Source organism: Bacillus sp. T33-2 (assembly GCF_002860205.1).
Lineage (GTDB): Bacteria > Bacillota > Bacilli > Bacillales > Cytobacillaceae > T33-2.
On record NZ_PGVB01000010.1, the window covers coordinates 47314 to 60468 of the forward strand.

Below are 13155 nucleotides of genomic sequence, written 5' to 3' on the forward strand. Positions count from 1 at the left end.
TAACTTAAAAACTTTGTAATAAAGATTTCACTACAAGATACCAGCCATCTACCAGCACGAATAACAAAATTTTGAACGGGAGAGAAATCATAACTGGCGGCAGCATCATCATCCCCATTGACATCAGGACACTGGCCACGACCATGTCGATCACTAAAAATGGAATAAAGATCATAAATCCAATTTGAAATGCAGTTTTTATCTCACTAATGGCATACGCAGGCACTAAAGCGGTCAGCGGAATATCATTAATGGATTCCGGACGGTCTGCTTTTGAATATTCAAGAAAAAGTGCCAGATCCTTTTGCCTCGTATGGGCACTCATAAATTCCTTAAAAGGCAGTGCTGCTTTTTCATAGGCCTGTTCCAGGTTGATTTCCTCATTAAAAAGCGGGGTCAGGGCCTGCTCATTCACTTCCTGAAAAGTCGGTGCCATGATGAAAAAAGTTAAAAACAGGGAGAGCCCGACTATCACCTGGTTCGGCGGCATTTGCTGGGTAGCAAGCGCCGTTCTGACAAAGGAAAGAACAATGATGATCCTCGTAAAGCTTGTCATCAAAATCAAGATGCTGGGGGCCAGGGAAAGAACAGTCAAGAGCAGCATCAGCTTGACGGATGTCGATACATTTTCCGGCGAACTGCTGTTAAAAAACTCCATAAATTCATTCATTGTGGTGAGGCCCTTTCTTTTCAAGCTCTTCAAACAGCTGTTTTCTACCTGTTGCAATTTCATCCAGTTGTGTTTTCAGCATCGCCCCGAACGGCTTGCTGTCTTCTGCCCCGGAGCTTTTTATGTTTGTTCTTCTCAATATCTTTGTCACAATATCGCTTGGCTGGACAAGCTGTTCCATTTTGCTGTTGTAGTCTTCGAGGACTTGGCGGTATTCATCCGGATCGTCAATTTCCGTGAGCAGCTGGATATTCTCGCCCACTCCCACGACCAGGAGGCGGCTTCCTGCCTTAATTACCTGGACTGACCTGTTTCCGCCGAGACTGGTGCCCCCAAGGTTTTCAACTAACTGGGAGCTTTTATATGAAATGCTTTTTTTGTTGATGAACCTGAGCAGGAAATATAGAAGTCCTGCCACGAACGCGGTCGCGAGGATCATCTTGATAAAGTCCCAGGCCGTGACACCCACTTTAGCACTTTCCTGGCCTTTTTCGGTATCCTGTTTCGTTTCTGAATCGGCCTTGCTGTCACTGTTTGCTTTCGGATTTTCGTAATAATCCTTCACACTTTTATTTAGCTGCTCTGCGCCTGCCCAACTTTGCGGGCCCGCGAGAGCAGCAATCATTATAAGCAACATGCTGGCCATTCTTACTAATCTTAGCAATTGCCGCACCCTCTAATGTTCTTTCTTTATTATCCTAACGCCTTGGAAATGGCTTCTATTACCCGGTCAGCCTGGAACGGCTTAACGATGAAATCCTTTGCCCCTGCCTGGATGGCGTCTATTACCATTGCCTGCTGGCCCATCGCCGAGCACATGATCACTTTTGCGTTTGCATTGACCTTTTTAATTTCCTTCAGTGAAGTGATGCCATCCATTTCAGGCATTGTAATATCCATTGTCACAAGATCCGGCTGAAGCTCCTTGTACATTTCTAAAGCCTGGGCACCATCGGCAGCCTCTCCCACCACATCAAAACCGTTCTTGGTCAAAATATCTTTAATCATCATTCGCATGAAAGCTGCATCATCTACAACTAATATTTTGTTTGCCATAAATATTCCCCCGTGTCCTATCTAAGTTTTTTTAATCGATCGCTCTGGCTGATTATATCGGTAAGCCTGACACCAAAGTTTTCATCGATGACAACTACTTCGCCAGTGGCTATTAAGCGGTTATTCACAAGAATGTCGACCGGTTCTCCCGCAAGTTTATCGAGCTCAATGATCGATCCCGCTGACAATTCGAGTATTTCTTTTACTGACCGTTTCGTCCTTCCAAGCTCTACAGTCACCTGAAGTGGAATGTCAAGCAGCATGTCCAGATTTTTAGCTTCAACTTGCTGCGGCTGGTGTGAATCAAAACTTGAAAACATAGCCGGCTGAATATTGGCCTGTACTCCAGCTGGCTGATGAGCGCCGAAATGCTGTGGGCCTGCAGGGATTCCGGCATTTACCGGTTCCTGCCAGCCTTGGCTTGCTGGCTGGGCCATCTGGGCTGTCTGCTGGTGGTTTACTTCCCTTTGCTGCTGTCCCTGGCTCGATTGTGCACTCGCAGCACCGCCTGGGGCTGGCATTTCTGGCCCGCTCGTTTTGGCGGCTTCCGGTTTAACTTCAACGGCCTGGGACGGATTCATCAGTTCATTTACAAGACTTCTCGCAAATTTAACCGGCAACAGCTGCATAATACTAGAATCTATGAGATTGCCAATCTTCAAAGAAAACGATATTTTTACAAGAATATCCTCATCTGGAATACTGTCAGTTCCTTCCCCTTCGTTTACGTTCAGTAAGTCGATCGAAGGCGGTGAAATATCGACCCGTTTGCTGAAGACAGTTGACATTGAAGTTGCGGCTGAACCCATCATCTGGTTCATTGCTTCCTGGACAGCACTCAGCTGGATTTCGTCCATGAGGTCCTTAGGGTTAAGCCCGTCCCCGCCAAGCATCAAATCAGCGATGATTGCTGCGTCATTTTGCTGAATGACAAGCATGTTGCTGCCTGAGAACCCTTCAGTGTAATGAACCTGAACAGCCACATACGGATCAGGAAACTCTTCTTGAAGCTTTGATTTCTCGACGACTGAAATAGTCGGTGTCGTGATTTCTACTTTCTGGTTTAATAACGTGGATAGCGCTGTCGCTGAACTGCCAAATGAAATATTCCCGATTTCGCCCAGGGCATCCTGTTCAATAAGAGAGACATACTCTTCCACGTTGAGGCCTGTTTCATCCTCGTCATCCTGTGTGCCTCTTAGTAAAGCATCTATTTCATCTTGTGAGAGCATGTCATCGCTCACCATCATCGTGTTCCCCCTTCAGTGTATCAAGCACTTGAATGGCTATTTTTTTGTTCATTTTACCTGGCTGGCCAACAAATTTAGGAATTTCGCCAATTTTTATCGTCAACGGCTCGTGGATTTGCTGGTTCAATTCGATGACATCCCCCGCATCAAGCATCAAGAAGTCCTGGATTGATATTTCCGATGTGCCAAGTTCAGCAATAACAGGGACTTCCGCCTTGTGAATTTCCTTTTGAAGCTCCAGGTTTTCCGCCGGCAGGCTTTCTTTCTTCTCAGACTGCATCCAATACCTGACTGACAGTTTTGGGATGATAGGTTCAAGGACGACATGCGGTATGCAAATATTCATCATTCCACTTGTTTCACCAATCGTGATATTTAAAGAAATAACGACAACCGTTTCATTCGGTGACACCATTTGCAGGAACTGCGGATTGACTTCAAATTCTGTAAGCTGAGGTTCAATCTCAGCGACAGTCGCCCATGCTTCCCTGAAATTTTCAAATGACCGTTCAAACATATTGGACATGATTTTTGTCTCGATTTCAGTCAGGTTTTCAACATTGTTATGGCTGTCTCCTTTGCCCCCAAGGAGGCGGTCCATCATGGCGTATGCCACATTCGGGTTGACTTCCATCAGGATGCTTCCCTCAAGCGGCGGAACATCGAAAACATTCAGGATCGTCATTTTTGGTATTGACCTGATAAATTCTTCGTATGGAATTTGATCAGCTGATGCCACATTAATTTGGATGTAAGTCCTCAGCTGGGCCGAGAAAAATGTTGTAAGCTGCCTGGCAAAATTTTCATGGATTCGCGTGAGGCTTCGTATCTGGTCTTTTGAAAACCGGAGCGCCCTCCTAAAATCATAGACTTTGACCCGCTTCTCGGACTCCTCTTTTTTTAGCTCGTCAGCGTCCATTTCTCCTGTTGACAAAGCTGACAGCAAGGCATCAATTTCACTCTGGGATAAAACTTCTCCCGACATTGTCTCACCTCCATAACATGCGTGTATTAAGATTCATGGTTACTCTTTATTGGAGGAGAGATCCGGTAATATAGACCTTTTCAACTTTTCCTTCCTGCATCAGGGCGTTGAGCTTCCCTTTCAAGGCTTCCTCCAGGCTTGCTTTCCCTTGACTAGCCTGCAAATCTTCTGTTTTTTTCTCTGACAGTTCATGGATGATAATATTACGAACCTGGAAGTCTCTTTTTTCCAGTTCCTCTTTTGCCTTTTTGCTGTCGGTTTGAATTTTGAATGAAATGCGGATAAAGTCATCCGATGCCAGGTTTGTTGTAATTTCCGGGATATCAACCGATGACTCCAGAACTTCATCTATCGTCGGTCCTTTTGGCTTCTCCTCACCCGAAACCTTCAGGACCACCACGAGGGCAACCGCCCCGACAAGCGTGATCGCAACAAGAAGGATTAGCATAGTCATGACAAGTTTATTATTCTTCATCTTCTTTTTCCTCCAGCAATTGTCTTCCAATAAGGCTGACAGATTGATAGAATTCTTTCACCAATTGACACACTTGTATTTCTGATTCCTTCACGATAAATTTTTTGCCATTAGTCAATGTTATCGTCGTGTCAGGAAAGGATTCGACTGTTTCTATGTAAATGGCATTGATTAAAAATGATTTTCCGTTTAATCGCGTAACGTTTATCAATTTATTCACAGGGGCTAAAAGCTTGCAGCCTTTAGCCCTGCTCCTTCCTTATCTATCTTTTCAGGTTGACAAGCTCCTGCAGAATTTCATCAGAAGTCGTTATGATTCTGGTATTCGCCTGAAAACCACGCTGTGCAGTAATCATTTCGGTGAACTCTTCAGACAGGTCTACGTTTGACATTTCCAGTGAACCGGAAGCAATAGTCCCGCGGCCGTCGCCACCGATAGAAATATCAGCTGTTCCAGAGTTGATTGATTCCTGGAATAGATTTCCTGCCGCCTTTGTTAAACCTGAACTATTGCTGAATTTCGCAATTGCAAGCTGTCCCAATGCCCCGATCAATCCATTTGAATACACACCGCTGATTTCACCGCCTGCGCCTATGTTAAAGCTTTCAAGCTTACCTTCGGTATTTCCGTTAGGATTTCCTAAAGCAGTTAGAGTTCCTTCATTCTGTGTAAGCGCAGTGAAATCGAACTCGATTCCCGCTAGTATTTTCTTGCTTTCATCCGCTATTGTGGCAGGATCGTTGTTGTATCCAGATGGAATTGGCAGATTCATTGTTATTTTTGAAGAAGCTTGTGGAATTCTGCCATTAACGAATGTCAGTGTTTCGTCCGGCTGGGTAGCCGCATTTACGTTGACTGTCCACTCATCACCATCTTGCGGGTTCTTTGCTTTTACATTGATCGTCCATTTGTCATTGTTTGCCAATGTAAGACCGGAAAGATCCAGCTCAATACCATCAACTATTTCTTTTCCTCCTGCAAATGGAAGAGTTGTTGAAGTTGTTGTACCACCGGAACTTTTAACAAGAGTATAGGTTGGCGGAACTGCCGGTGTTGCGCTTGGATCCACATTGTATGTTACAGTCCATGTTGAATCAGCAGTACCGGTATATGTGGTAGGGTCAGTAACCTTCATATTTCCAGATGATCCAGCTGTTTGCTTTGGAACAGCAGATGATTCCTTTGCAAAACCTGAAACATCCAGTTCCAAGCCTTCGAGATCAGGTGAAGTTAATTTTCCTGTATCAGGATCTAAAGTTAGATCGACTGTTGTGCCATTTTTAGTTAATTGGTACTTAGGATTGGCCACTGCAGGTGGAGTAACTGTTGGATTGCTGTAAGATATTGTCCAGTCCTGATCAACTGCAGTACCTGTATAAGCATCCGGCTTTGTAATTTTCAGTCCGCCTGTTGCTGATGCTGATGCAGGCATCGGGGTTTTGTTGGCGAAAATGCCCCAGTTATTTTCAGATACCTTTTTAAAATAAACCGTAGCCGTTCTCTGAATGCCTTGTTCGTCTACCACCTTAATTTGCTGTGAGTGGATCGCTCCGAGATTGGCATTGGCAGCCAAATTCTCGGAGAAGACAATTCCTGTTGTAGTGACAGGCGGTAATACTGCGTTGACATTTACCGTTACATCGCCATATTCATTTGTCAGATTCCCGGCGTTATCATATTTAAAAGCCTGAACTTTTAAGCCATCTGAATTGACCAATGAGCCGTTGTCATCCAAATAGAAATTTCCGGCCCTTGTATAAAACTCAGCGTCACCTTGGCTAACGACAAAATATCCGTCCCCATCAATCCCAAGGTCAAGTGTGCGCCCTGTTGTCTGCAAGCTTGATCCAGTATGTATTGTATCGATGGTTGCCAATGTCGAGCCAAGCCCCACCTGCATAGGGTTTTTCCCTCCGCGATTTGCCTGTGCTGCAGTAGCACCTGCCATTGTTTGGTTCATGGCATCCTTAAATGTTACACGGCCTTTTTTGTAGCCGTAAGTATTGACATTGGCGATATTGTTTCCTATTACATCCAGTTTTGTCTGGAAGTTTTTCATACCGCTTATTCCTGAGTACATTGAGCGAAGCATTTTTCCATTACTCCTTTCGATTATGGGCTGCTTCTTTCAGTCCGCAAGCCCTCGGCCTCCTTGTCCAGGTCCAGCCAGGTTAATTTTCTAACACAATCGTTCCATTGATATTCGTAAAAATTTGAGCAGAAGCCTCTTTCCGATCCATTGCCGTTATGACTGTATTGTTTTTCGCACTGACAATTAACGCTGCATCCCTCAACAGCACGAGTGAATCTTTCACTCCCATTTTTTTCGCTTCTTCCACTTTTTTCTCAATCTGTCCCCAGCGGGTGTCATCAATATGGATTCCCCGTTGTTCGAGCCTGGCCGTTGCATGTTTGCTTATGGTCAGCTTATTGCCTTCCTGGAGGGCAGATTGCAATTGTAGCGAGAACGGGCTGTGCACCGGCTTTTTACTTACAGCTGTGCGCAAAGGCTGTGAAGCTGCGTGCTGCGATTGAATCGGGCGAAAATTCGCTTTATCCATGCAACCACTACCTTAACTTACTGAATTTTTATGATCTGTGCCGGGCCAATGGCCGTTTTGTGTTCATCGTTCAGCTGGAATTCTGTTTTCCCATTCTTGAACGAAACCGATAATACTGCGGCTGTTTTTTCATTCTTCTCTGAATCCAAATAACTGATGGTCCTGCCAATCAGCATGCTGGCCTGAAGGATCTGGTTCTGGCCAGGGGAGTCATTTATTTGCGAGATGTTTCCTGGCTCAAGTTCTGTCCCATCTTCCAAAATGAATTTCACATTTCCGTCATTAAACTGGATTGATGCCACCTTGCCCGCGCCTTCCGTTATTACCGGCTTGCCGCTGCCGTCTTCCGGCTGGCTGATTGTATGCCATGTAACTTCTTTTCCTACAAACGGAGTGTAAGTGGTTAAATTGTTTTGCTCTTGAACCTTTACAAGCTTCTCAATTGAGCTTCCCATATTGGTGATTTGTTCAAGGGTAGAAAATGTAGCCATTTGGGCAACGAAATCCTTATCCTGCATCGGGTTCAGCGGATCCTGATTTTTAAGCTGGGTCATCAGGATTTTTAAGAAATCATCCTTCCCCAGTATGTCTGAACCGGTCTTGCGCTCTTTTTGGTAATTCGTTAGCAAGTAAGAAGAATCGATCGTATTTGCCATATTAATCTCCTATACTTCTGTATTGATCAGTGCTTCCGCAAACGAAAGCCCGGATTCATTGCTTTGTTTTTTATTTTCCTTTTCCTGCTGCTGTTCCTGTCTTTGGTGCTGCTGGCTGTCCCTGTTTAAATACCTCTCCTGCTGGGATGGCTGCTGGGAAATTTCAATTCTGTCAACTGTAATATTCTGGGCTGTAAAAGCTTGTTTAAGGCCATTCAATTGAGCTTCAAGTGTTTCCTTTGCAGCACCCGTCATGGTGAGGATCCTTGCCGACATCACCGTTCCTGACTGGACCAGTTCAATCCTTATCCCGCCCAAATGCTCTGGAAACAGCTTGATGAACAGCTTTTGTGACCCTCCCGTGTTAGAAAACTGCGATTTTGCCAGGATGGACTCGAATTGCTTGATCAACTGCTCGGACGAAACCGCCTTTTCGCCATTGGTCATTGTCAGCACCATCTGTTCAGCCTTTGACATCTGGGGAATGAACAGGGTTTGGCCTGCCAAACCTTCCAGTTTCACGGGCTGTTTTGGTTCAGTAGTTTGATTAACTTCCTGAAAAACGATTTTTTTTGATGCAGGCATGTTTAACTCGGCGGCAAGCTGGGTAAATTTATTTTGGATAAATTCGCTATAGGCTGGCTTTTGAGTCTCCTTTACCAAATTGGTGACTTTTTCGGCAAGTTCACTGATAAGGTTTTTAAGGCTTGCATGACTGTCATTAAACGAGTCCTTCTGCGTTAACATTAAATCAAACAGCTTGGCCACTTTCACCGTATCAACGGTTTTTTTATCCATTGCCAGCTTGAACTGGTCAGTTGGAAGGTTAAGAATGCCTGTCAGCAACACAGCGATAGCATCCATGATTTCCTGTTCACTGTTGCTGTCGGCTGCTGCTTCCTGTGCCGTAACATCCATCTTTAATAAATCTGCCATAATCGCTTCCATCTGCTCGTCAGTTACACCGAAATAGGCAAATGATGCTTTCAACAAATCAGGCTCTGCACCTGACAACGCTGCATCCAGCAGGGCTCCGCCGCCTTCAAGCGCTATAAGGTCGCCAGTGTCCAGCAGCTCTGCCAGCTGGCCGAGTTCGTGATGGGAAAGGCCGGTCGCCTCTTCCTGGCTGCCTATCATTTCGTTATTGACTGCAGGATTGTTTAACAAGGCGGTAAAAACACCGACAAAGCTATTCGGGCTGTTTAAAACATCCGCAAAACCCTCACCGCTATTTGCCTGGGATTTGCCGGTTGTTGCGGCGGCGATGGTAGTATTTATTAAACCTAATCCTCCGATTTCCAATTATATTTTCACCTCCTTTCATAGATGCGGGGCAGATTTTGTCAGACTAGGGCAATTGCTGATCTTCAGTTTCGTTTGTCAGCATTTCCGTATATTTTGCTGCTTCTTCAGGAGTCATTTTTTCCATGATTGCAGCAAGTGTATCTGCCTTTATGTTTGTCAGGATTTTAAGTGCCTCTTCATCCGTCATTTTGGCAATGATCGGTGCCGCACTCTTCGGCGACATAGATTCATAGGTGCGCACTATATCCTTAAAGGCCCGTTTATTTTCCTCTTGTATCGCGGTCAATTCATCAATTTGCGCTTCAAGCTGTTGCTTTTCGAGTTGAACGCGCTCGATATCTTTGCCGTTGTTGTCAATTTTTTTTTGCAGCTGCTCTATTTTCGCTTCCCGGTCCTTCATTTCAGCTTCGAGGCCGGCAATTTGTTTTTCGTATTCTTTAACTGACTCTTTCTTTTCACCCTTCATTAGTCCTGAAACAAATGGAATTTTTGCCCCGATGTCGTTCGCTTTCTCAAACACGTTGACCCCTGCAAATGTCAGGACTATCAAGGCCACGGTTATCGCAAACAATGAAGGGATCAGGATAACGATCAGAAACCATTGCAGCTTGCTCTGGGGCTTGTCTTTTATTTCCTCTAAGTCCTTTTGCATAAAATCACCTAATTTCCACGGTTCATATACTGCTGGATCGAGATTTCATCCATCATCTTGCCTTCTTCATATTTCTCGTTGGCTATATATTGATGGAAATCTTTTTCTCTGATTTTTTCATATTTCTTTACTTCAATATTTTTCTCCATCAGCTGAACCTGCTGATAATTCATCCGGTTTCGGGCGTTGATGACCATTTGCTGGTAGTGCTCGATCGTTTTTTGAAGATTTCCGATAAACTGCTGATGATGGCGGATTTCCTGGACGGGAAGTCCTTTCTGCAGCCGTTCGGACTGGAATGATTCCATGTCTTCCTTTTTTTTAAGCAGTCGATAAAGGTGTTCAGCCGCATCTTCGAATTTACGGACGGTGTCCTGATAGACGGCCTGGGCCTCGTCTTTTTCCCTGGAACGGAGGGTCAGGATTTTTTCGAATTTATATTGGTAGACCATATAATCATCCTTTATCTATTAGTTGCAAAAGGCTTTGTATGCTTTCCGCCATCGAAACTTTGTCATGCGTCCCCTGCTTTAAAAACGAGATGATCTGCTGATACTGGCTGATGGCTTCATCAATTTCGGGCGAGCTTCCCCGTTTATACGCGCCGATGTTGATCAAGTCTTCTGAATCTATATAAGTGCTGAGCAAATCTCTCAATCTTTCAGCTGATTTCTGATGCTCAGGGCTGACGATGTTGTTCATGACGCGGCTGATGCTTTTCAGCACATTTACCGCAGGGTATTGGCCTTTGTTTGCAAGACTCCGGTCCAATACGAAGTGGCCGTCAAGAATCCCCCGGACTGTATCTGCGATTGGTTCATTCATGTCGTCTCCATCAACCAGGACCGTGTAAAAGGATGTGATCGAACCGAATTGATTTGTCCCTGTCCGCTCCAGCAGCCTTGACAACAAGGCGAATACTGAAGGTGTGTACCCTTTTGTTGTCGGAGGTTCGCCTACTGCGAGCCCGACTTCACGCTGGGCCATTGCCACCCTTGTCACCGAGTCCATCATCAGCATGACGTTGAGGCCTTTGTCACGGAAGTACTCTGCAATCGCGGTTGCTGTATAAGCCCCTTTGATCCGCATAAGCGCGGGCTGGTCGGAGGTTGACACTACAACGATAGATCTTTGTAAACCCTCCGGGCCGAGGTCTTTTTCGATAAATTCCCTTACCTCTCGGCCTCGCTCCCCAATCAGTCCGATCACATTCAAATCAGCCGTTGTATTCCTTGCAATCATGCCCATAAGCGTGCTCTTGCCAACGCCGCTCCCCGCAAAGATCCCAACCCGCTGACCGTTCCCCACTGTCAGCAAACTGTCGATCATGCGGACTCCCACTTCAATAGGTTCAGAAATGGGCGGCCTGCTTAAAGGATTTGGCGGATCCTGTTCTGTTGGGACAGAAGTCAGCCCCCCCGGCAGCGCTGAATCGTCAAGGGGCATCCCCAGTGAATCGATGACCTTCCCGATCAGTCCTTGCCCCACTTTTACCTCAAGTGGTTTCATCGTTGTTTCGACAAGGCTTCCCGGGGCAATCTCACTCATCGTCGTATAAGGCATCAGGATGACATTCTCTCCGCTGAACCCTACCACTTCAGCGCGGATCATCCGTTTATTCCTGCCGCCGACATGTATATAGCAGACATCTCCGACTGAGCTTTCCGGACCCTGGGATTCAACCATCAAGCCGACAACGCGTTTCACTCTTCCATAGCGCTTGAAGGAATCAATTAAATCAACCCGTTGTATTAAATCTGCAGCTTTCATGATTCACTCTCCAACATTTCCAACAGCTTCTCTTTGATTTCTTGAAGCTGGCTATCAACGCTGGCATCAATCCTGCCGTTAATGGACTCAATAATGCAGTCCCCCTCAGACAGGTCATCGTCAGGGAAAATATAGAAATCCGTTTCTTTAGGAAATACGGCTGAGAGCTCTTCTTTTTGCGAAAGCAGGAAGCCGTAATGCACCGGATGGACATGAAGCTGGATGTCCCTGTATTCCCTGGCATCCTTCAATGCCCGTTTTACGAGGGATAAAAAATCCTCCCCATGTTCCTTAATCCTTTTGCCCAGGATCCGTTCTGCGACCTTCAGCCCAAGCTGAAGTATTGTTTTCTCAGACGCTTCAATATGATCGTGATAATCCTTTTTTGCCGACTCAACAACTTCCCTTGCTTGCTGGATCGTCGCCTGATACTCACTGTACCCCTGTTTTCGCCCTTCGAGGACTCCTTTTTCAAATCCCCGGCCCTCTGCCTCGCTGGCCAGCCTTGATTTCTCTTGTTCCCAGGCCTGTTTCTCTTCCTGTATGTTCAGCCTGATCTGTTCAGCCTCACGAACAGCTTCTGAAACCATTTTTTCGGCATTTCTGGCTGCCTGCTCAAGAATTTCCCTTTTTTCGTTTTCTGTATGGACAAAAACTGGCGGTTCGTCCGGTTCTCCTGATTGCTCGAACATGCGGATGGAAATCACTCTTTTCTCCGCCTGTTCCGGGTATGCCGACTGTGATTTAAACAGCCTAGACAATGATATCATCTCCCCCGCCGCGGGCTACGACGATTTCGCCTGATTCTTCAAGGCGCCGGATTACTGTCACGATCCGTGTTTGGGCTTCTTCTACATCACGAAGACGGACAGGACCCATGTATTCCATTTCATCCTTGAATGTTTCGGCCATGCGTGTCGACATATTTTTAAAGACAATTTCCTTGACTTCATCGCTTGAAACTTTGAGGGCAAGCTTGAGGTCATCATTTTCACAATCGCGGATGACCCGCTGGATCGCCCGGTTATCAAGGGTGACAATGTCCTCAAAGACAAACATTCTTTTCTTGATCTCTTCTGCAAGCTCCGGATCCTGTATTTCAAGGGCGTCGAGAATGGTTCGTTCTGTCGCCCTGTCAACTCCGTTCAGCACTTCAACAACCGCTTCGATTCCCCCTGTCTGCGTATAATCCTGGGTAACAGTCGCAGACAGCTTTCTTTCAAGGATTTGTTCTACTTCATTGATAATTTCCGGGGAGGTGCTGTCCATGACCGCAATCCTCCTGGCGACATCGGCCTGCATTTCCTGGGGCAGCTCGGATAAAATCTGGCCTGCCTGTGCGGAATCGAGATATGAAAGAATCAGTGCAATTGTTTGCGGGTGTTCATTCTGGATAAAATTTAATATCTGCGCCGGGTCGGCTTTACGTGCGAAATCAAATGGCCTTACCTGCAAGGAGGATGTAAGCCTGTTGATGATTACTGCTGCCTGGTCCGGGCCAAGCGCTTTTTCAAGGACGGTCTTCGCGTAGCCGATCCCTCCCTGGGCAATATAGTCCTGCGCCAGTGCAATATTATGGAATTCTTCCAGTATCTCTTCTTTTGATGTTGAATCTACTTTTTTCACACCTGATATTTCAAGAGTCAATTTCTCAATTTCTTCTTCACTTAAATGCTTATATACAGAGGCTGAGACATCCGGTCCGAGCGATATGAGGAGGATCGCTGCCTTTTGCTTTCCAGTTAATTGTTTTGAGTCGTTTTTGGCCATTTTC

At 45.7% G+C, this 13155-nt stretch carries 16 protein-coding genes and 1 pseudogene; all 17 read right to left on the minus strand.

The window, feature by feature from the left end; genetic code table 11:
- Window positions 1–4: 4 nt before the first annotated feature.
- Window positions 5–670 carry a flagellar type III secretion system pore protein FliP gene (gene fliP / locus CVD19_RS07155; RefSeq protein WP_101581171.1) on the minus strand — a complete coding sequence of 222 codons (666 nt, stop codon included), beginning with the start codon at window positions 668–670 and terminating at the stop codon, window positions 5–7.
- Window positions 663–1343, minus strand: a complete 681-nt coding sequence (locus CVD19_RS07160; protein WP_257985054.1) for a flagellar biosynthetic protein FliO — start codon at window positions 1341–1343, stop codon at window positions 663–665. The genes fliP and CVD19_RS07160 overlap by 8 nt, the downstream gene beginning before the upstream one ends.
- Before the next feature lie 20 nt (window positions 1344–1363).
- A complete protein-coding gene (locus CVD19_RS07165) occupies window positions 1364–1726 on the minus strand; it encodes a response regulator (protein ID WP_101581173.1) in 363 nt (120 codons plus the stop codon).
- Between the two features lie 17 nt (window positions 1727–1743).
- On the minus strand, window positions 1744–2973 hold the full coding sequence (gene fliY / locus CVD19_RS07170) for a flagellar motor switch phosphatase FliY (protein ID WP_101581629.1): 1230 nt from the start codon (window positions 2971–2973) through the stop codon (window positions 1744–1746).
- Window positions 2960–3961, minus strand: coding sequence for a flagellar motor switch protein FliM (gene fliM, locus CVD19_RS07175; RefSeq protein WP_101581174.1), 1002 nt, complete (start codon window positions 3959–3961; stop codon window positions 2960–2962). The genes fliY and fliM overlap by 14 nt, the downstream gene beginning before the upstream one ends.
- A gap of 46 nt (window positions 3962–4007) precedes the next feature.
- Window positions 4008–4436, minus strand: coding sequence for a flagellar basal body-associated protein FliL (fliL, locus tag CVD19_RS07180; protein WP_101581175.1), 429 nt, complete (start codon window positions 4434–4436; stop codon window positions 4008–4010).
- Window positions 4426–4647, minus strand: a complete 222-nt coding sequence (locus tag CVD19_RS07185; RefSeq protein ID WP_101581630.1) for a flagellar FlbD family protein — start codon at window positions 4645–4647, stop codon at window positions 4426–4428. The genes fliL and CVD19_RS07185 overlap by 11 nt, the downstream gene beginning before the upstream one ends.
- Window positions 4648–4699: 52 nt before the next feature.
- Window positions 4700–5572, minus strand: coding sequence for a flagellar hook-basal body complex protein (locus CVD19_RS26040; RefSeq protein WP_101581631.1), 873 nt, complete (start codon window positions 5570–5572; stop codon window positions 4700–4702).
- 195 nt (window positions 5573–5767) lie between these two features.
- Window positions 5768–6529, minus strand: a pseudogene (locus tag CVD19_RS26045) (flagellar hook-basal body complex protein); the annotation flags it as partial.
- Window positions 6530–6608: 79 nt separating this feature from the next.
- The gene (locus CVD19_RS07200; RefSeq protein ID WP_101581176.1) at window positions 6609–6998 is read right to left on the minus strand and encodes a TIGR02530 family flagellar biosynthesis protein; all 390 of its coding nucleotides are present in this window, start codon (window positions 6996–6998) and stop codon (window positions 6609–6611) included.
- 17 nt (window positions 6999–7015) lie between these two features.
- Complete coding sequence (flgD, locus tag CVD19_RS07205; protein ID WP_101581177.1) at window positions 7016–7654, minus strand: flagellar hook assembly protein FlgD; 639 nt, start codon at window positions 7652–7654, stop codon at window positions 7016–7018.
- A 9-nt stretch (window positions 7655–7663) separates the two neighbouring features.
- On the minus strand, window positions 7664–8956 hold the full coding sequence (locus tag CVD19_RS07210; protein WP_101581178.1) for a flagellar hook-length control protein FliK: 1293 nt from the start codon (window positions 8954–8956) through the stop codon (window positions 7664–7666).
- A 46-nt stretch (window positions 8957–9002) separates the two neighbouring features.
- Window positions 9003–9611, minus strand: coding sequence for a MotE family protein (locus CVD19_RS07215; RefSeq protein ID WP_101581179.1), 609 nt, complete (start codon window positions 9609–9611; stop codon window positions 9003–9005).
- 8 nt (window positions 9612–9619) lie between these two features.
- On the minus strand, window positions 9620–10063 hold the full coding sequence (fliJ, locus tag CVD19_RS07220) for a flagellar export protein FliJ (protein WP_101581180.1): 444 nt from the start codon (window positions 10061–10063) through the stop codon (window positions 9620–9622).
- Window positions 10064–10067: 4 nt separating this feature from the next.
- Entirely contained in the window at window positions 10068–11381 is a 1314-nt protein-coding gene (fliI, locus tag CVD19_RS07225; protein ID WP_101581181.1) for a flagellar protein export ATPase FliI, read from the minus strand.
- The gene (fliH, locus tag CVD19_RS07230; protein WP_101581182.1) at window positions 11378–12151 is read right to left on the minus strand and encodes a flagellar assembly protein FliH; all 774 of its coding nucleotides are present in this window, start codon (window positions 12149–12151) and stop codon (window positions 11378–11380) included. Before fliH ends, fliI begins: the two co-directional genes overlap by 4 nt.
- Window positions 12135–13151: a flagellar motor switch protein FliG gene (gene fliG, locus CVD19_RS07235; RefSeq protein ID WP_101581183.1), complete on the minus strand. Its 1017-nt coding sequence runs from the start codon at window positions 13149–13151 to the stop codon at window positions 12135–12137. Before fliG ends, fliH begins: the two co-directional genes overlap by 17 nt.
- Between the last annotated feature and the right edge of the window lie 4 nt (window positions 13152–13155).

Bases quoted from the DNA above. Each gene is read 5' to 3' on its own strand.
- CVD19_RS26040 (WP_101581631.1), bottom strand. From the start codon at position 5,572: ATGAAGGTTACTGACCCTACCACATATACCGGTACTGCTGATTCAACA.
- fliJ (WP_101581180.1), bottom strand. From the start codon at position 10,063: ATGGTCTACCAATATAAATTCGAAAAAATCCTGACCCTCCGTTCCAGG.
- CVD19_RS07215 (WP_101581179.1), bottom strand. From the start codon at position 9,611: ATGCAAAAGGACTTAGAGGAAATAAAAGACAAGCCCCAGAGCAAGCTG.
- fliM (WP_101581174.1), bottom strand. From the start codon at position 3,961: ATGTCGGGAGAAGTTTTATCCCAGAGTGAAATTGATGCCTTGCTGTCA.
- CVD19_RS07200 (WP_101581176.1), bottom strand. From the start codon at position 6,998: ATGGATAAAGCGAATTTTCGCCCGATTCAATCGCAGCACGCAGCTTCA.
- fliH (WP_101581182.1), bottom strand. From the start codon at position 12,151: ATGATATCATTGTCTAGGCTGTTTAAATCACAGTCGGCATACCCGGAA.
- fliY (WP_101581629.1), bottom strand. From the start codon at position 2,973: ATGGTGAGCGATGACATGCTCTCACAAGATGAAATAGATGCTTTACTA.
- fliG (WP_101581183.1), bottom strand. From the start codon at position 13,151: ATGGCCAAAAACGACTCAAAACAATTAACTGGAAAGCAAAAGGCAGCG.
- fliL (WP_101581175.1), bottom strand. From the start codon at position 4,436: ATGAAGAATAATAAACTTGTCATGACTATGCTAATCCTTCTTGTTGCG.
- fliP (WP_101581171.1), bottom strand. From the start codon at position 670: ATGAATGAATTTATGGAGTTTTTTAACAGCAGTTCGCCGGAAAATGTA.
- fliI (WP_101581181.1), bottom strand. From the start codon at position 11,381: ATGAAAGCTGCAGATTTAATACAACGGGTTGATTTAATTGATTCCTTC.
- CVD19_RS07165 (WP_101581173.1), bottom strand. From the start codon at position 1,726: ATGGCAAACAAAATATTAGTTGTAGATGATGCAGCTTTCATGCGAATG.
- flgD (WP_101581177.1), bottom strand. From the start codon at position 7,654: ATGGCAAATACGATCGATTCTTCTTACTTGCTAACGAATTACCAAAAA.